The sequence below is a fragment of the Leptolyngbya sp. FACHB-671 genome, assembly GCF_014695745.1.
Lineage (GTDB): Bacteria > Cyanobacteriota > Cyanobacteriia > Elainellales > Elainellaceae > JAAUTN01.
Window position 1 is genome coordinate 36,106 of the sequence record NZ_JACJOV010000056.1, and the last position, 15,329, is coordinate 51,434.

General features: G+C 46.9%; 15 protein-coding genes. 4 read left to right on the top strand and 11 right to left on the bottom strand.

Annotated elements, in window-relative coordinates:
• Positions 1-67: 67 nt before the first annotated feature.
• The 3 genes from H6F93_RS05465 to H6F93_RS05475 all read left to right on the top strand — a co-directional run bounded on the left by H6F93_RS05465 (position 68) and on the right by H6F93_RS05475 (position 4,574).
• On the top strand, positions 68-1,573 hold the full coding sequence (locus H6F93_RS05465; protein ID WP_190679624.1) for a YcjF family protein: 1,506 nt from the start codon (positions 68-70) through the stop codon (positions 1,571-1,573).
• Positions 1,574-2,509: 936 nt separating this feature from the next.
• Positions 2,510-3,766 carry an RNA polymerase sigma factor SigC gene (gene sigC, locus H6F93_RS05470; RefSeq protein WP_190679625.1) on the top strand — a complete coding sequence of 419 codons (1,257 nt, stop codon included), beginning with the start codon at positions 2,510-2,512 and terminating at the stop codon, positions 3,764-3,766.
• A gap of 352 nt (positions 3,767-4,118) precedes the next feature.
• Positions 4,119-4,574, top strand: a complete 456-nt coding sequence (locus H6F93_RS05475; RefSeq protein ID WP_190646724.1) for a Fur family transcriptional regulator — start codon at positions 4,119-4,121, stop codon at positions 4,572-4,574.
• An 8-nt stretch (positions 4,575-4,582) separates the two neighbouring features.
• Here H6F93_RS05475 and H6F93_RS05480 read toward each other — a convergent pair whose 3' ends face one another.
• The 11 genes from H6F93_RS05480 to H6F93_RS05530 all read right to left on the bottom strand — a co-directional run bounded on the left by H6F93_RS05480 (position 4,583) and on the right by H6F93_RS05530 (position 12,947).
• Complete coding sequence (locus tag H6F93_RS05480; protein ID WP_206755707.1) at positions 4,583-5,737, bottom strand: peptidoglycan-binding domain-containing protein; 1,155 nt, start codon at positions 5,735-5,737, stop codon at positions 4,583-4,585.
• Between the two features lie 472 nt (positions 5,738-6,209).
• Positions 6,210-6,377 (bottom strand): hypothetical protein, encoded by a 168-nt coding sequence (locus H6F93_RS05485; RefSeq protein ID WP_190679627.1) that lies wholly within the window; start codon positions 6,375-6,377, stop codon positions 6,210-6,212.
• A gap of 136 nt (positions 6,378-6,513) precedes the next feature.
• A complete protein-coding gene (locus H6F93_RS05490; RefSeq protein ID WP_190679628.1) occupies positions 6,514-6,993 on the bottom strand; it encodes an SH3 domain-containing protein in 480 nt (159 codons plus the stop codon).
• Positions 6,993-8,507 (bottom strand): Ycf46 family AAA ATPase, encoded by a 1,515-nt coding sequence (locus H6F93_RS05495; protein WP_190679629.1) that lies wholly within the window; start codon positions 8,505-8,507, stop codon positions 6,993-6,995. The genes H6F93_RS05490 and H6F93_RS05495 overlap by 1 nt, the downstream gene beginning before the upstream one ends.
• 80 nt (positions 8,508-8,587) lie before the next feature.
• Positions 8,588-9,091, bottom strand: coding sequence for a YceD family protein (locus tag H6F93_RS05500; RefSeq protein ID WP_190679630.1), 504 nt, complete (start codon positions 9,089-9,091; stop codon positions 8,588-8,590).
• A gap of 180 nt (positions 9,092-9,271) precedes the next feature.
• Positions 9,272-9,763, bottom strand: a complete 492-nt coding sequence (locus H6F93_RS05505) for a Jag family protein (protein ID WP_190679631.1) — start codon at positions 9,761-9,763, stop codon at positions 9,272-9,274.
• Between the two features lie 9 nt (positions 9,764-9,772).
• Positions 9,773-10,924: a membrane protein insertase YidC gene (gene yidC, locus H6F93_RS05510; protein ID WP_190679632.1), complete on the bottom strand. Its 1,152-nt coding sequence runs from the start codon at positions 10,922-10,924 to the stop codon at positions 9,773-9,775.
• Between the two features lie 242 nt (positions 10,925-11,166).
• Positions 11,167-11,559, bottom strand: coding sequence for a PH domain-containing protein (locus tag H6F93_RS05515; RefSeq protein WP_190646716.1), 393 nt, complete (start codon positions 11,557-11,559; stop codon positions 11,167-11,169).
• Positions 11,549-11,950, bottom strand: a complete 402-nt coding sequence (gene rnpA, locus H6F93_RS05520; protein WP_190679633.1) for a ribonuclease P protein component — start codon at positions 11,948-11,950, stop codon at positions 11,549-11,551. The genes H6F93_RS05515 and rnpA overlap by 11 nt, the downstream gene beginning before the upstream one ends.
• Before the next feature lie 52 nt (positions 11,951-12,002).
• Positions 12,003-12,143: a 50S ribosomal protein L34 gene (rpmH, locus tag H6F93_RS05525; RefSeq protein WP_190646714.1), complete on the bottom strand. Its 141-nt coding sequence runs from the start codon at positions 12,141-12,143 to the stop codon at positions 12,003-12,005.
• A gap of 264 nt (positions 12,144-12,407) precedes the next feature.
• Positions 12,408-12,947, bottom strand: a complete 540-nt coding sequence (locus tag H6F93_RS05530; RefSeq protein ID WP_199313501.1) for a DUF2808 domain-containing protein — start codon at positions 12,945-12,947, stop codon at positions 12,408-12,410.
• A 1,182-nt stretch (positions 12,948-14,129) separates the two neighbouring features.
• On the opposite strand from H6F93_RS05530, the gene H6F93_RS05535 reads away from it, so the two are divergent.
• A complete protein-coding gene (locus H6F93_RS05535; RefSeq protein ID WP_190679634.1) occupies positions 14,130-15,299 on the top strand; it encodes a Re/Si-specific NAD(P)(+) transhydrogenase subunit alpha in 1,170 nt (389 codons plus the stop codon).
• Positions 15,300-15,329: the final 30 nt, after the last annotated feature.

Consider the following 15,329-nt stretch of genomic DNA (forward strand, 5'->3'; position numbering starts at 1 on the left):
ATGAGAGGGATCTTGAGCCTAGTCAACCAAGCGTCACATCTGACTGTTATCTCATCCAAAGCCCTTCATGTCCTGGTCGCGCATCCTGGTATTGCTAGTTGGCATCGTCCTAATTCTAGGGCTACTGCTTTGGTTTCTGGATTCACTCTCCCGGCTATATTTCCGCATCGCGTTCAGTTCGCCTTTGCTCGGCAATCTGTTTCTGCTGCTGCTGATTGTGCTTCTTGTTGCCCTGATTGCAACACTTATCTATTACAGCATTCTGTTTCAGCGCCCCGGACAGCGCACCGAACGTCCGCTTCCCCAAGCGCCAGAGCAAAAGACAGAAGCCGCTGAGGCAAGCTTGAGGGCAATTCGGCAACAGGTTGCCCAAATTCAAGACGAAGTAGCTCGACAAGCCCTAGTCGATCGCGCCCTTGAAATCGAAGAAAGTCTCTCTCGACGGGAATTGCAGGTCGTCGTGTTTGGCACTGGCTCTGCTGGAAAAACCTCTATCGTGAATGCAGTGCTCGGTCGGATTGTCGGTCAAGTAGGTGCACCAATGGGCACCACAGCGGCCGGGGAAACCTATCGCTTTCAGCTTAAGGGGCTAGAGCGAGAAATTTTTATCACTGACACTCCTGGCATTTTGGAAGCGGGCGTGGTGGGCACTGAACGCGAAAGACTAGCCCGTCAACTTGCCACTGAAGCCGATTTACTGCTGTTTGTACTGGATAACGACCTCCGCAAGTCCGAGTATGAACCGCTGGGGACACTGGCTGAGATTGGCAAGCGATCTCTCATCGTCTTCAACAAAATTGACCTCTACACCGAAGCTGACCGAGAAGAAATCCTGGCTCGTCTCCGCCAGCGAGTTCACAGATTTATTGACCCCAGTGATGTTGTAGCAGTTGCCGCTCGTCCCCAAGCCGTTCCTTTAGAAAGCGGGGAACTCTTCCAGCCAACCCCAGAAATTTTGCCGCTCCTTCGACGCATGGCAGCCATTTTGCGAGAAGAAGGAGAAGACCTAATTGCAGACAACATCTTATTGCAATCTCAGCGTTTAGGTGAAAAAGCCCGTCAACTGATTGATGCTCAGCGACTTCAGCAAGCAGAAAAAATTGTTGATCGCTTTCAATGGATTGGAGCAGGCGTAATCTCCGTGACTCCCCTGCCTGTAGTCGATCTATTGGCGACTGCTGCTATCAACGCTCAAATGGTAGTGGAAATTGGGAAAGTCTACGGCTGTGAGATCAATCTTGACCGGGGGCGTGAGTTAGCTATCTCCCTGGCTAAAACCCTAGCTGGTTTGGGAATTGTCAGAGGCGCAATTGAACTGTTCTCGATCACGCTGCAAACTAACGTTGCTACATTCTTAGTGGGTAGAGCCATTCAAGGAGTCACAGCCGCCTACTTGACGCGAATTGCTGGAAAAAGTTTTATCGAATATTTTCGCAACAACCAAGACTGGGGAGATGAAGGCATGACTGAGGTCGTGCAGCAGCAATTTCAACTGAACCGCCGCGATGAATTTATTAAAGGTTTTGTTCAAGAGGCGATCGCTCGCGTGGTCAAACCTCTAGCTGAACCCTAGCCCCTATTAAATTTAGTAGAAACTTCGTCTTCTTGAAAACTTCGTACCCTAACTTTCCATTTAAAGTCAGTTTTCTTTCTATTCTCAGGCATACTGGCTGATGCAAACCTTATCTAAGCAGCTATAACTTCACGACTCTTCAAATCAGACTTGAGTAGTACCTGATTAAAGGTTTAACACACCTCTTCCCAGTGCTATTTTTTCACAAAACTATAGGGAATTAGTAACCTGAATGTAAGTAGCCTAAGTTTTTTCCTAGAAATTCAAAGAAGAATAGTTACTCCTTAGAGTATATAGGGAGAAATACTGAGGAATTGACTAATTTTTCACGAAACCTTTAAAGCCTTTGGTCCAAACAGTAAAGTTATTGTGAGTCGGGGAGATAACTCTTCAGTCGAACTAAACTGTAATACAAGCAGGGCAAGCATCATTTCAATCATTGACAGGTTATTGTGAATTCTTTGAATGTTTGTGAATTCTTTGAATGTTTGTGACTTCTTTGAATGACCAATAACGGAAAGATTGAAAGCTATTTAAGAGAAAGCACCAGCATTCTTGATCCCAAGATTGACCAAAGCCTAATTTCTGCTGATCCAAAAGATCCGGAGCGCAGTCAGGAATTAGCGTTATGGGTGATGTAGATTACTTTATCCCTCGACCCAAATCACTCGTCGGCAATGGGTCAATCCTTATACTGGCAGCCGAGCCAATGACTTGTAAGGTTCAATCCAATGGTTTGACTATGCCCTTCGGGATCTGTCTTCTGCTTTAGAAGCACACAAACGATGGTCATTGATTTGGTTTGACTATGCAAGTTCAACTTAACTAACCCGCCAAGGAACTCTCAGCATTGTTACTTAGTCCTGGATCGCGGGAATAATGCACTAAGCAGCAGTAAAAGAGTCCTTTTCAACTTGAGCAACTGAGACTATCACCATGCCAGCAAAACCTTTTTACGCTGATGCAGACTATAATGAGCCAGCCAATTCCCTTAGCTTTCAGCCAGATGGCAATGATAGTGATATTGACGCTGAGCAGATAGCGAATGACCTGGTCAGCCTGGAGATGGAATATACAGAAAATAACAACCTTAGCAAAGGGGCTGGACGACGCACCACTGATTTAGTGCGCCTTTATCTTCAAGAAATTGGTAGAGTTCGCCTCTTAGGACGAGACGAAGAAGTCTCAGAAGCCCAAAGAGTTCAACGCTACATGAAGCTGCTAGAATTCTGCACTGCTGCCGCTGCTGAAGGTGATAGTCCTATCCAACAGTATGTTCGGTTGATTGAAGCTCACGACCGTCTAGCTTCTAACTTGGGGCATCGTCCCTCATTAGAGCGTTGGGCAGCCGAGGGTGGCGTTTCGGTGGCAGACCTTAAACCAACACTGGCTGCAGGTAAGCGGCGCTGGGCAGAGCTAGCCAACTTAACGGTTGAAGAATTAGACCAAATCGAGACAGAAGGAACCGGAGCTAAAGATCACATGATCAAGGCTAACCTTCGTCTTGTGGTTTCGGTCGCCAAAAAATACCAAAATCGTGGATTAGAACTGCTGGATTTGATTCAGGAAGGAACCCTGGGCTTAGAGCGAGCAGTAGAAAAGTTTGACCCCACTAAAGGCTATCGCTTTAGCACCTATGCCTACTGGTGGATTCGTCAAGGAATTACACGGGCGATCGCCACCCAAAGTCGCACCATTCGCCTACCTGTTCACATTACTGAAAAACTCAACAAGATCAAAAAAGCTCAACGCAAAATTTCTCAGGAGAAAGGGCGTACTCCCACAATTGAGGACATTGCAGTTGAGCTAGATATGACTCCACCTCAAGTTCGCGAGGTGTTGCTACGAGTGCCTCGTGCCGTCTCCTTAGAAACTAAGGTGGGTAAAGAGCGAGACACGGAACTTGGCGACTTGCTAGAGACCGATGGCATCTCTCCAGAAGAAATGCTGATGCGGGAAGCCCTCCATCGCGATTTGCAGCAGCTGCTAACTGACCTAACCAGTCGCGAACGGGACGTAATTCGGATGCGATTTGGCTTGGGAGATGGGCATCCTTACTCTCTTGCAGAAATTGGTCGGGCACTAGATCTATCCAGAGAAAGAGTTCGCCAAATTGAGGCTAAAGCACTGCAAAAGCTACGCCAACCAAAACGCCGTAACCGAGTTAGAGATTACCTCGAATCTTTAACATAGAAGTACATTTAAGTACATCTAAATTAAGTCTAAAAGTTTGAATGAAGTGTAGCTTTACTACACTTCATTCAAACTTTTAGACTTAAGGTCATTTCTATGTAAAGCATTAAAAAGACCCGGTATTGAATAGTCCTCATTCCTAACCTCTCAATAAATCTTTAAGTAGCAGTACTGAGATAACAACTTTAAGAAGTAGAGACGTTTTCGGGTCACTCAAAGCCAATACTTGTTCAAAGTTACCCCTTCCAAAAGTGATTTAATTAGCTATTATTCTCAATAAGCTCTTTTTCTTGAAAATAACGAATTGATTGTGTATCATTCTCATTAGAGAGGCTTTATTGAGAAGGTCAATATGGCATTGTATACAGCAACCTCACTCAAGTCAGAACTAAACGACCGAGGCTGGCGTTTAACGCCTCAACGTGAAACCATCCTGCAAGTATTTCAAAATCTTCCAAAAGCAAAACACCTGAGTGCAGAGGAGCTTTATCATCTGCTGCAAGGTGAGGGTGAGAATATTAGCTTGTCAACGATTTATCGGACACTCAAGTTAATGGCTCGCATGGGCATTTTAAGGGAGCTTGAACTGGCTGAAGGACATAAACACTATGAACTCAATCAGCCCTACCCACATCACCACCATCATCTGATTTGTGTCAGATGTAACAAGACAATTGAGTTTAAGAACGATTCAATTCTAAAGACGGGAACTAAAACTGCTCAGAAGGAGGGGTATCACCTACTCGATTGTCAATTGACAATCCATGCAGTTTGCCCAGCGTGCCAGCGTGCCTTGCTGCCGATTTGAGCCTAGAATCAGCGAAACCGCCCATTGAGAATATCATCAGCGCTGAGTCCGTATTCACGCTGAGCGGCAGAGACGGCTTGTCTGGTTCCAGCGCCCAATTCTCCATCTAATGGTCCAGAGTAAAATCCTCGGCGTTGCAACCGTCTCTGTAATTCCAACACGCTAAATCGTCCCGATGGTTGTCCCGCTGTATTGGACACTTGAGTAGCTGTAGATCGCCGAGCCGTTGACTCACTTGGACTTGCATTTCTAACTGTTGAAAGGGTAAGAGGTCCAGCAATGCCATCAGCGACTAGCCCATTTCGCTCCTGAAACTGGGTAACTGCGGACTGTGTTCCTTCACCAAAACTGCCGTCAATTGTCCCTCGATAGTAGCCGAGGTTACTCAGTCGCTGCTGCAAATCAGTTACATCAGGTCCCACATCACCCAATTGTAAGATTCCGTCGTTAGCGCTAGCAGTAGGGCTAAAGGTTTGTACTGGAGTCGCGGTTTGGGCAGGTATTGTAGGGGTAAAGGCTCCGTAAAGCGCATTTGCTGTTTCAGTCCCAACGACACCATCTGCATTTAGTCCGTTTGCTTGCTGGAACTGAATTACAGCTGCTTCGGTGGCTGGTCCAAAGTTTCCAGTTGGTGAGCCCTGAAAATATCCCAGTTCTGCTAGCCGAGTTTGAAGCTGGGTCACGGACTCCCCACTGCTACCCGTCTGTAGTACACCATTTACAGTAGATGGTGTAGACAATGTGCTTGCTGCAACGCCAAGAGCCGATTGCGTTGCGGGTCCAACAACACCATCAGCAACGAGCCCATTATCCTGCTGAAACTGAGTTACGGCACTTTCGGTGCTTGGACCAAAAATACCGCTAGGAGTACCCTGAAAGTAACCCAACTCTGCTAACCGGACTTGAAGCTGGGTAACTGCATCACCGCTGTCGCCCAGTTGCAAAGTTGTGCCAAAACTTTGACTTAGTAGAATGGGGCTCTCTGGAAGAATTTCTGCTGGAGGTGTCGAAGTAAAAGTGCGATCGCCTTCAGGCTCAGGTTGAACAGCTCGAACTGGGCTGATGCTGCTAATAGCCAGGATACTGGTAAGACATAGCAGACGAAGCAGAAAACCGTCAGCGCGCTGACAATTGAGGAATCCCAAACTTTTGTGGCTATGCATTTGTGGAACAGTCCAGTTCAGAACCTTTTGCACTTCAAATTCTCACACTCTTTTGGCATGTATTTTATGCTATTTCAGCAAATCTAGACATAGCTCATTTGTTTGATTTTTGGAGAACGATGGCTCTTTAAGGCGAAATTTCTCGCTTAGGATTAGCCGGATTCTATTAAACTGACTTGGCTTTTCCCACTATTTTTCATAGATGATGAATACGTCAAGTGCTGATTAAGTCAAACAGCAATTTAGACTGAAGGTTGGGTATCTAAACTCTTTTGAACGGCGGAGCAACCGAGGATGTCCTTAGTGTCGAATTAATAATTTTTTGTACGATGGCTCCAAGCTACTAGATACTCGGTCAAGCAAAATAATAAAGGTTAGAGATTATCTCTGTAAGAAGAGTATCTCTAACCTTTTAGTTAAAAAGAATTAATTGTACGGGACGGATAGCCCTCAATAAAATTGGGGTATGAAGCTATGCGTAGTGGTCAATAATCAAAGCTACAACGATTGCAAAACCAGTGATTCCTAGTGCGATCGCCGGGTGCTGACCTTGGTTAACGGCAAAAGAAGTAACGATCCCTGCACCCAAGCCAGCAGTAACAGCAGCACTAACCCAATCCTTCTTTGATCTATCGTACATGTTCAAAGTTGATTAATGGTTCATGAGACATTAATCAACCTACCATTCCTGTTTTCCCCTTTAGAGTGGTGTAGGAATTTTGTAATTAAGGTTCAGATTCAGTTAATGTTCTTAACAAGATGGCTGTGATTGATCTCTAGTTCAACCGTTCCGTGTTGCCTGATTTAACCCAACCTTCTAGGTTGCTTCCGGATAGTCGAACTTTTATCCATGCTCCATCAGAGCTTTCTTCCAGCACGACTACTTGCTCGTCATATCCTACACCCCCAATTTGCTCTGCATCCTGATTGGGTTCCTGCCGCACGATCAGCCCTATAGGCTGTGTCACCTGAGCCTCGTAAGCACCAGGGGGGACAGCAGGGGTTGCTGATGGTGTAGGAGTGAGTTGAACTGCCTCAGTGGGGCGAGTGGCAGGAGGAGGCTCAGCAGGAGTTGTACTCTGAGGCTGAGCAGCTTCTGGCGAAGCTGGAGAAGGATCGTTAGGAAAGGTTGGTCTGGGGGGTGGTGTTGTAAATCGGGTGATTAAGTAACGCGTCGTGCTAACTCCTGCAAAAAACAGGACAGCGATCGCCAGCACAAACCCAGTGAAAAACTTTGCAACTCCGGACCAACTCATCACAACGACTGGTGTTGAATACGACTACCTAAACTGCTTTGCCTGGAGGCCAGCCGTGCTTTGCCTGCTGCTGCCCATTCCTGCAAAAGCTGGATTTGGTCTTGAGCAGTTCGGGCTAGAGGAATAATTTGACTGGCTGCCTCTAGCACATCATCGGTAGTAAAGTCCCGATTCTGGCTAAACCCAATATGCATCGCCTCAACCAAAATTTGTTCAATTTCAGCTCCAGAAAAATCTGGCGTTTCATACGCCAGACGGTCTAGATCATAACTCCTTAAATTATGAGGACGCAGGCGAGCCAGGTGAACCGAAAAGATTGCTCTGCGCTCTTCCTGGTTTGGTAAGCCAACAAAGAAGATTTCGTCGAATCGCCCACGTCGCAACATTTCTGGTGGCAACATCTGAATGTTGTTAGCAGTGGCAACGACAAACACGGGAGATGATTTTTCAGCTAACCAGGTGATAAAAGTACCAAACACACGGCTCGTGGTGCCAGAGTCACCTCTACCATCTAAGCCTGAGAAAGCTTTGTCGATTTCATCAATCCAAAGAATGCAGGGAGCCAAAGCCTCTGCAAGCTGAATCATTTGTCGGGTACGCGATTCAGATTCTCCAACGAGTCCAGCAAATAGCCGACCGACATCTAGACGCAGCAGTGGGAGATGCCAGTGGTGAGCGATCGCCTTTGCCGTCAACGATTTACCAGTTCCCTGAATGCCTACCAACAACAGCCCTCTGGGATGAGGTAATCCGTACTGTCTTGCTCGTTCAGAAAAAGCACTGCCTCGGCGCAATAACCAGTCTTTCAGGTTGTCTAAGCCGCCAATATCAGAAATTTGCTCCGTTGCTGGGTAAAAGTCAAGAATCTGGGTTTGGCGAATAGTTTGGCGCTTTTCTTCTAAAATCAGATCCACGTCTTCAGGTTGAAGCTTGCCGTGAGTGGCGATCGCCCGCGCCAAAACTCGACGAATCCGTTCGATTGATAATCCCTGGCAAGAGCGCACCAAGTCATCTAAGGTCCGCCCGTCTAAAGATTGTCCTGTTGCGGCTGACAGCCGCTCAATCTCCACCTTAATTTCATCTGTGCCAGGTAGAGGGAACTCCAGCACCGTCAACACTTCACTCAAGTCATCTGGGATGGATACTAGAGGCGAAATGAGCACAACATTTTTGGGCTGAGACTTGAGCAAGCGTGCCAGGTTTCGTAGCTTACGCGAAATGGCTACATCTTCCAAAAAACGATGGAAATCTCGCAAGATGAAGACTGCTGATGCGGAGGCAGGTAATTTTTCGATCAGTTCTAATGCCTGTAGCGGATTGCGTCGCCCAAAGCCAGCGTCATTCAAATTGCCCTGATAACCATCCACAAAATCCCAGATGTAAACAGCACGATTGCCCTGCTGCTTAGCAGATGCAGTGATCGCCCCTTCTACTCGCTCTTCCTCTCGTGTAGGAATATAAATCAGTGGGTAGCGGGCACGCAACAGAAGTTCAAACTCGTCGCTAAAGCTCATTCAGAGGTGGAAGTTAAGGGTCAGTTGAAGATCGATTGAACGTCTGCTCAATCCTAAAAACCGAATTCTCAATTCAGTGCTTAGTTTGATATTTGCTTTCTCAATGCTTCTAGGGAAGCCCAACGGCGATCGGTTGGCGGCTCAACATTTTGGGGATCGATTTGAATCCCAGCACATGCAGCATCACAAATTTGGCGCTGCGGAATTTCCAGACAAAGCTGCTCATAGAGCCACTCGTCTGGCTTAAAGTAGCCCTGCGGTGATATCGTCTCCACCAAATCTTCTAGTGGAACTTCGCGCTCAACCAAAAGCTCATCTTCGTCTTCATCTGGCTCTTCTAACCAAATTAGCTCAACCGGATCAATGGAAAGCCGATGGTTATATTGCTGAAGGCAGCGATCGCAAGTCAGTGTGACGATCGTCTCTACATGAGCAGAAACCTCCAGGTAATTTCCTCGATGAGTTACTTGCAAACTTCCCTGAACAGGAGTCAGGGTTTCTAAAGCTGGAAAATATTCCTTAACCTGAACGTGGTCTGTTTGCTCAAGCGATTTAGCTAATTGTGGAATGTAAATTGTTTCCATGAGTGAGCGATCCTATAAGACCGCCTTTCGCTCAATCAACTATCAATCCTAACAGGTTCGGTCCATTGATGAAATCCAACTCCGCTCATACTTCTAGCAAAATTTCTAGAAATATCTAAAAACGGAGCCTAACGGAGCTTTACGTTAGTGACCTTGGATTCCCTATATGTAAGTGCTGCCCTAGCTTTGTGAACGTCGAACGACTAGGCGGCGATCGGGTTCTCGTCCTCTGCTGTAGGTTTCTAAATCCTCCAAGGGCTTGAGAAACGTGTGAACCTGACGGCGCTCAGCAGAAGATAGCGCAATCATCTCAAACTCTTCACCTGTTTCACGTACTTTAGCCGCCGCCTGCTCAGCCATTGCCTGTAGCTCGGCTTGCCTCTTAGCACGATAACCATTTAGCTCAACCGTGTAGGCACACTGCTGATCTTCTGGTTGACCTAGATTAAGGGTTGTGTTGGTTAGGTATTGAACTGCATCTAAAACAGATCCATCTGCACCAACCAGAGTTTCAATTTGCTCAGAGGTCAGAGGCGCAGAATCAATGACTAACCAATAGCTGCCCTCCTGCTGAATTTGCTCTGCATCCGTACCAACCGTAGCAGGCAAGCCAGCTAGCCCCAGCAATTTCTCCAACCACTCTTGTCCGCGCCGCAACTGACTCTCATCCATAAGCAATCATCACGCCTTTTTCTTAGAACGCTTTGGCTCAAACGGAAGGGATTCTCTACCATCGTCGCTATCGGAAGATTTGCCTGCTGCTTTTTCCTCAGCATCTACAATCTTCTGAAGGTTTTCAGGCAGAGGTTCTCGCGACAAGATAAACGTTTGCAGCGTTTGAAAAATGTTGGCAATCACCATGTACATCAGTACACCAGCAGGCAGCGGGAAGAATAGGAACATTCCCGAAAACAGTACAGGCGTAACTTTGTTCACAGCCGTTTGCTGAGGATTGGAGCTAGCTCCTTGTCCAGAAAGCAGTTGGTTGACGTAGAGACTTAACCCAAAGAAGATCACCATACCGACGATGTCCCAATGGATTGCTCCATCTTCGTCGAAGGCACCAACTCGACCCAGTGCATCGATAAACAGAAATCCTTTATTTGCAGCCAGACCGGGAACTGTACCTTGAAGGGTTACTTCACCTGGACTGAGAGCTTCTAAGCTCCCGTTTTCGTCAAACCGAACTAGTTCTTCGCCTTTGGTAACTTTCCAAGCTGGCAAAATTTGCGTTTCTGGGTACTCATCCAAAAGCTGTTTGAGTGGTGTCCCTTCAGCAGTTTGAAATTCAATGCTGGTTTTCTCGCCTATCGCTAACCGGTTTCCTCCCGGAATTACCGCAGACACAGGAGCATGAATGCCGTCAGCAACGTATATGTTTTGTGGTTTAGTGACAAACGCTTGCGGCTGGATCTGCTCAATCTGCTCAGATGGGAAAATTTGCAGATTAACGGAATAGTTAATGTCAGAGAAGGGTGATCCACGCAGGGTTGCAAACAGAGCAAACAGGATGGGCATTTGTAAAAGAACTGGAAAACACCCTGCTAAGGGATTGCCAAATTCCTTGTAGACCTTGCTCATCTCCTCCTGCTGCTTAGCAGGTTCCTCTTTGTAGCGCTCCTGGATTTCTTTGACTCGCTTCTGCATCGCGGGCTGAGCGACACGCATCCGCCTCATGCTACGAATTGAGCCTGCGCTAAGAGGATAAAGGGCAAAACGAATGACTAATGTCAGAGCCACGATGGCTAGACCATAGCTCGGCACAATCCCGTAGAAAAAATCCAGGATCGGCAGCATCACATTGTTGGAAAGAAACCCGACACCAAAATCCATGTGCTCTATGTCAACCTACGTACTCTGAGTTACTTGAGTCTAATCTATCTGATTATTAATCAACCTGTAAGTCAATGGGCATACTGAACAAACACGCTGATTCACTTCAATGGGAGCGTTCAGAGGCAATTTTTGGAAAGGGTAATTGCCGTACATACCATCCCTAAGCGAACGTCTAAACCAACCCAGCTAGCAGGAAGTAAGGATGTGTTGTAAACCTATCTAGATCTACTGCTCTCGACTTACTTTCCTAGTGAACCGCTAACCTGCTGAGCCTTGGTTGACAGATGCTCATTAATGTAATCGTAGAGTTCCCGAAACCGAGGTATAGCTCTGAGTTCTAGGCGGCTACCGTCTTTGAGGGTTACAACCATATCGCCCCAAGCGCCGAGTCCGCGAGGAACAGTGACGACCTTAGTAATTTCGGAGTAGATCACATCAGAGCGATCGCGCCCTAGCCATCCTCCTATTACTGAGATTCGGCGGTCTGTGATCCGATAGCGCAGCCAAAGGGCACGAACAATTGCGCCAACTGTCAGTGGCAAGCATATAACTGTCAAGCCAAGCAGCAGATTAATTATTAGATCACCGATATGGGGACCACCCTCAAAGAACACCTCTTCCTTAATGCCCATCCACGACCTCAGTTTTTTTTAATAACTGTTCTAATTCTTGCAGAAGTTGCCCATAATCGCACTGAGTCGCAGGCGGTTTCACCACGATTACAATCTGCCAACCTTGAAGCATTTCAGGTAAAAGCTGCTGCATCGCTGACCGAATTCGTCGCTTAATTCGATTACGGACAACGGCCCGCTTACTTACTTTTTGGCTAATCGAAATGCCAATTTGGGTGAATGGTACTCTCCCAGATTGCATAAGGGCTGCTTCGCCTTCGCAGTTTGCTTTGGGCGATCGCCGCTTTAACGCTATCAGGGTGAGGTGAGGAGTAGAACGCCGCAGACCCGATCGATAAACTGCGCCAAAATCTTGGCGATGTCGAAGTCGATGAACCTTGGGCAAAGCCACTTTTACACCACTTACGTTGCTTTAACGCAGGTTTGCACTGAACGCAAAAATCCTAGCTGACTGAAAGTCTCAAGCGCCCTTTCCGCCGTCTTGCTTTGATAACACGCCGCCCAGTTTGAGTGCGCATTCTGGCTCTAAATCCAGAAGTTCTTTTCCGCTTACGGCTAGTGCCGCCCAAGGTTCGCTTAGTCATACGAAACTACTCCAAACTTCTTCACAATCAAAAACTCACAGTCCACCATCATATCACTTCAGGCAACAGTGAAAACCCCTTTAAACTGAATCTAAGCTAGATATTGGAAAGCTAACTAACCCAAACAGCAAGAACCGCTAGAGCAATCTAGCGGTTTAAGGGGTGTCGTTAACGTGAGGCAGAACTGAACTATTAGATGCAATTCGTATGCTTGAAGAGACGTAACGAATTGCCTTTATACGAGCAGTACCCACAGCAGGTTAATTACGATCTGCCAATAGTCACGATCCAGGTGCCAACATAACGCAGTAGTGGTAGATCTCCGGGAGAACGAACTAGACAGTTGAAATAGTGAGTGCCAGAAAAATTAGGGTTTCGGACGTTAGAGAAGACTAACTCAACCCGTGTTCGAGAAGGAACAGGCTCTTCTGGATAAATCTCGATGACGCGATTTTCCTCATCCCAGGTGACTTCGCTGAGGGGAATGCTATCGCCGTCAATGCGAATCTCAATTTCGTCTGGATCAAATGTGCCCCTGTAAGTGTCGGGGTAGGTGATGGCAAATTGGGCCACCGCTAGCTCCATTTTGTCAGCAGGAACCCGAAGACGGTAACGATCAAAGCGGTTAGGTTCGCCATCATAATCAAGGCGATAGCCTAGCTGGTACTCTCGGTCAACTCCGCTAAAAATGGTCAGCCCTTGCGTACCTTGAGCTAGACCAACAGCAGAAACCCCCGCCACTAGACAGCTTGTGGCTGCAAAAACCGAGAGTAGACGACGGATGGATGAGCCTTTGGAAGACATGAACCTTACACCTGAATAATAATATTTAACGATCTGGATCACAGAACTTCACCAACTCTGACTTTAGCAGGCTTGGCATAGCATTTGGATAATTCACTAGCTGATCGACGCAATCGGGCAGAAAAAGTGCCGCGATCTAAACTTTGTCTAGCTACATCTAGTATGTCTCAATTTTTATGCTTAGCTTCTGTGCTCAAGCATGAGTAGTTCGGGTAATAGGAGCGATCGCCAGCGTATGACGAAATGTAGTCGAACGTAAATATTCTCATCAAGAAGTAATGCTGAAATGGTCAAAAGAATTTGATATTTTAATCCACTCTTGTTTCGGTCGAATTGTTTCTTGTTTGAGCACTTTTATAAAAAATTGAAGTATCAGCTTCCTTCAGAATTACCAAGGTTCCGTTAAACACGGGCTTACAGGGTATTTAGTGAAGACTCTCAGACTAAGTTAGATTTAAAGGCAGCTTTTAGAGAATGAGGGCAGCAGTACAAAAGCCTGGAAGACCCTGAAACGCTGGCTCCACAATTCTCCGGTTCGAAGAGTCTAGTCCTTCTATGAGTAGGAACTAAGGGCTATAGACACAAGAATTTACGTGATCTATAAGACAAGTTGAAGATATAGATTGACTTCAAAGAATCCATCTAAGATGCATAACGATCTGTACACATTATCCGCAACGGACATTGTTCAGATCTAAAAATCTACTTGGATCTCCATGAACAAAGTTCTCAGCTTAAATATTCGCCAGGTATTAATAAGTTGCGCTTACGAAACCGACTACATCTAGCTAGATCAATTACATTTAGATCAAGTAGAGCAGGCAAGTTCGCAGGACTGGGAACAAAACGTTAAAGATGTGAGCGAGTCAATTAGTGCGAGTCAGTCAGTGTAATTCACAGCTACATCTCTTTTAAGTGAAAACTTCTAGCCAACAGGGTTGCTTAAGACTTTGCAAGTGAGCAAACAGAGGCAGCGGAGAGGCTTCAGGGGTAATTTGGCTCTGCTCCTTACTAGCTCTAAGGCAGGAACTTTTTAAGAAGCATAAATTTAGAGCTATTTCGATAGCTCGTGCTTCTGGCAGCAAAGGCGGTCAGTTTCAGCCGCATAGTGCAGTGCGTTGAACAACAAAAATAACTGCTTTTGTTGATTGTTTGAATTCACAACATGATTAAGGAGAATTCATGAAGATAGCGATCGCCAAAGAAATTGAGGTTGGAGAGCGTCGGGTCGCTGTGATCCCCGATACGGTTGCTCGTTTGGTGAAGCAGGGCTTAGAGGTTTTGGTAGAGGCTGGGGCAGGAGAGCGAGCCTATTTTCCCGATGCTGACTATGAGGCGGCAGGCGCAAGAATTGTCCAAGATGCAACTCAACTTTGGGGTGAAGCCGACATTTTGCTAAAAGTTGGACCACCGCAAGAGCGGGAGAATGGACAGCTTGAGGTTAATTTGTTGCGAGAAGGGGCTGTTCTGATCAGTTTCCTAAATCCCTTGGGAACGCCTGAAGTGATTCAACATTTAGCTGAGCGCAAAGTAACAGCTTTCAGCATGGAGATGATCCCCCGTACCAGTCGGGCCCAAAGTATGGATGCCCTCTCTTCTCAGGCTGGGGTGGCAGGTTACAAAGCAACTTTGATCGCAGCAGCGGCCCTACCCAAGTTCTTCCCAATGCTGACAACCGCAGCCGGAACGATCGCTCCAGCAAAGGTGTTTGTCATGGGGGCTGGAGTCGCTGGATTGCAGGCGATCGCCACTGCCCGTCGTTTGGGCGCAGTGGTTGAAGCCTTTGATATTCGTCCGGCGGTAAAAGAAGAGGTGCAAAGTCTAGGTGCCAAATTTGTCGAGGTAAAGCTAGAGGAAGACACCGTTGCAGCAGGTGGCTATGCCAAAGAAGTTTCGGAAGCAGCTAAGCAGCGATCGCGCGAAGTTGTTACCGAACACGTTCGCCAATCTGATGTCGTAATCACAACAGCTCAGGTACCTGGGAAAAAAGCACCTCTGCTCGTCACCGAAGAAATGGTCAACCAGATGAAACCTGGCTCTGTAATCGTGGACCTGGCAGCAGATCAAGGTGGCAATTGCGCCTGCACAGAACCGGGCAAGGACGTAGTGCATCACGGAGTCACCATCATCGGGACGATCAACTTGCCTGCATCCATGCCGATTCATGCTAGCCAGATGTACGCCAAAAACTTGCTGACGTTGGTGCAGTACCTCGTCAAAGATGGCGCACTGCAACTCAACTTTGAGGATGACATTGTGAACAGCGCTTGCGTTGTCCACGCTGGAGAAATTCGTAATCAGCGAGTACGTGAAGCTCTGGGAACCCCTAGTCCTCAACCTTCGGCGCTGTAAGAAGTTTGCGAGAAATGTGTTTATAAGTAG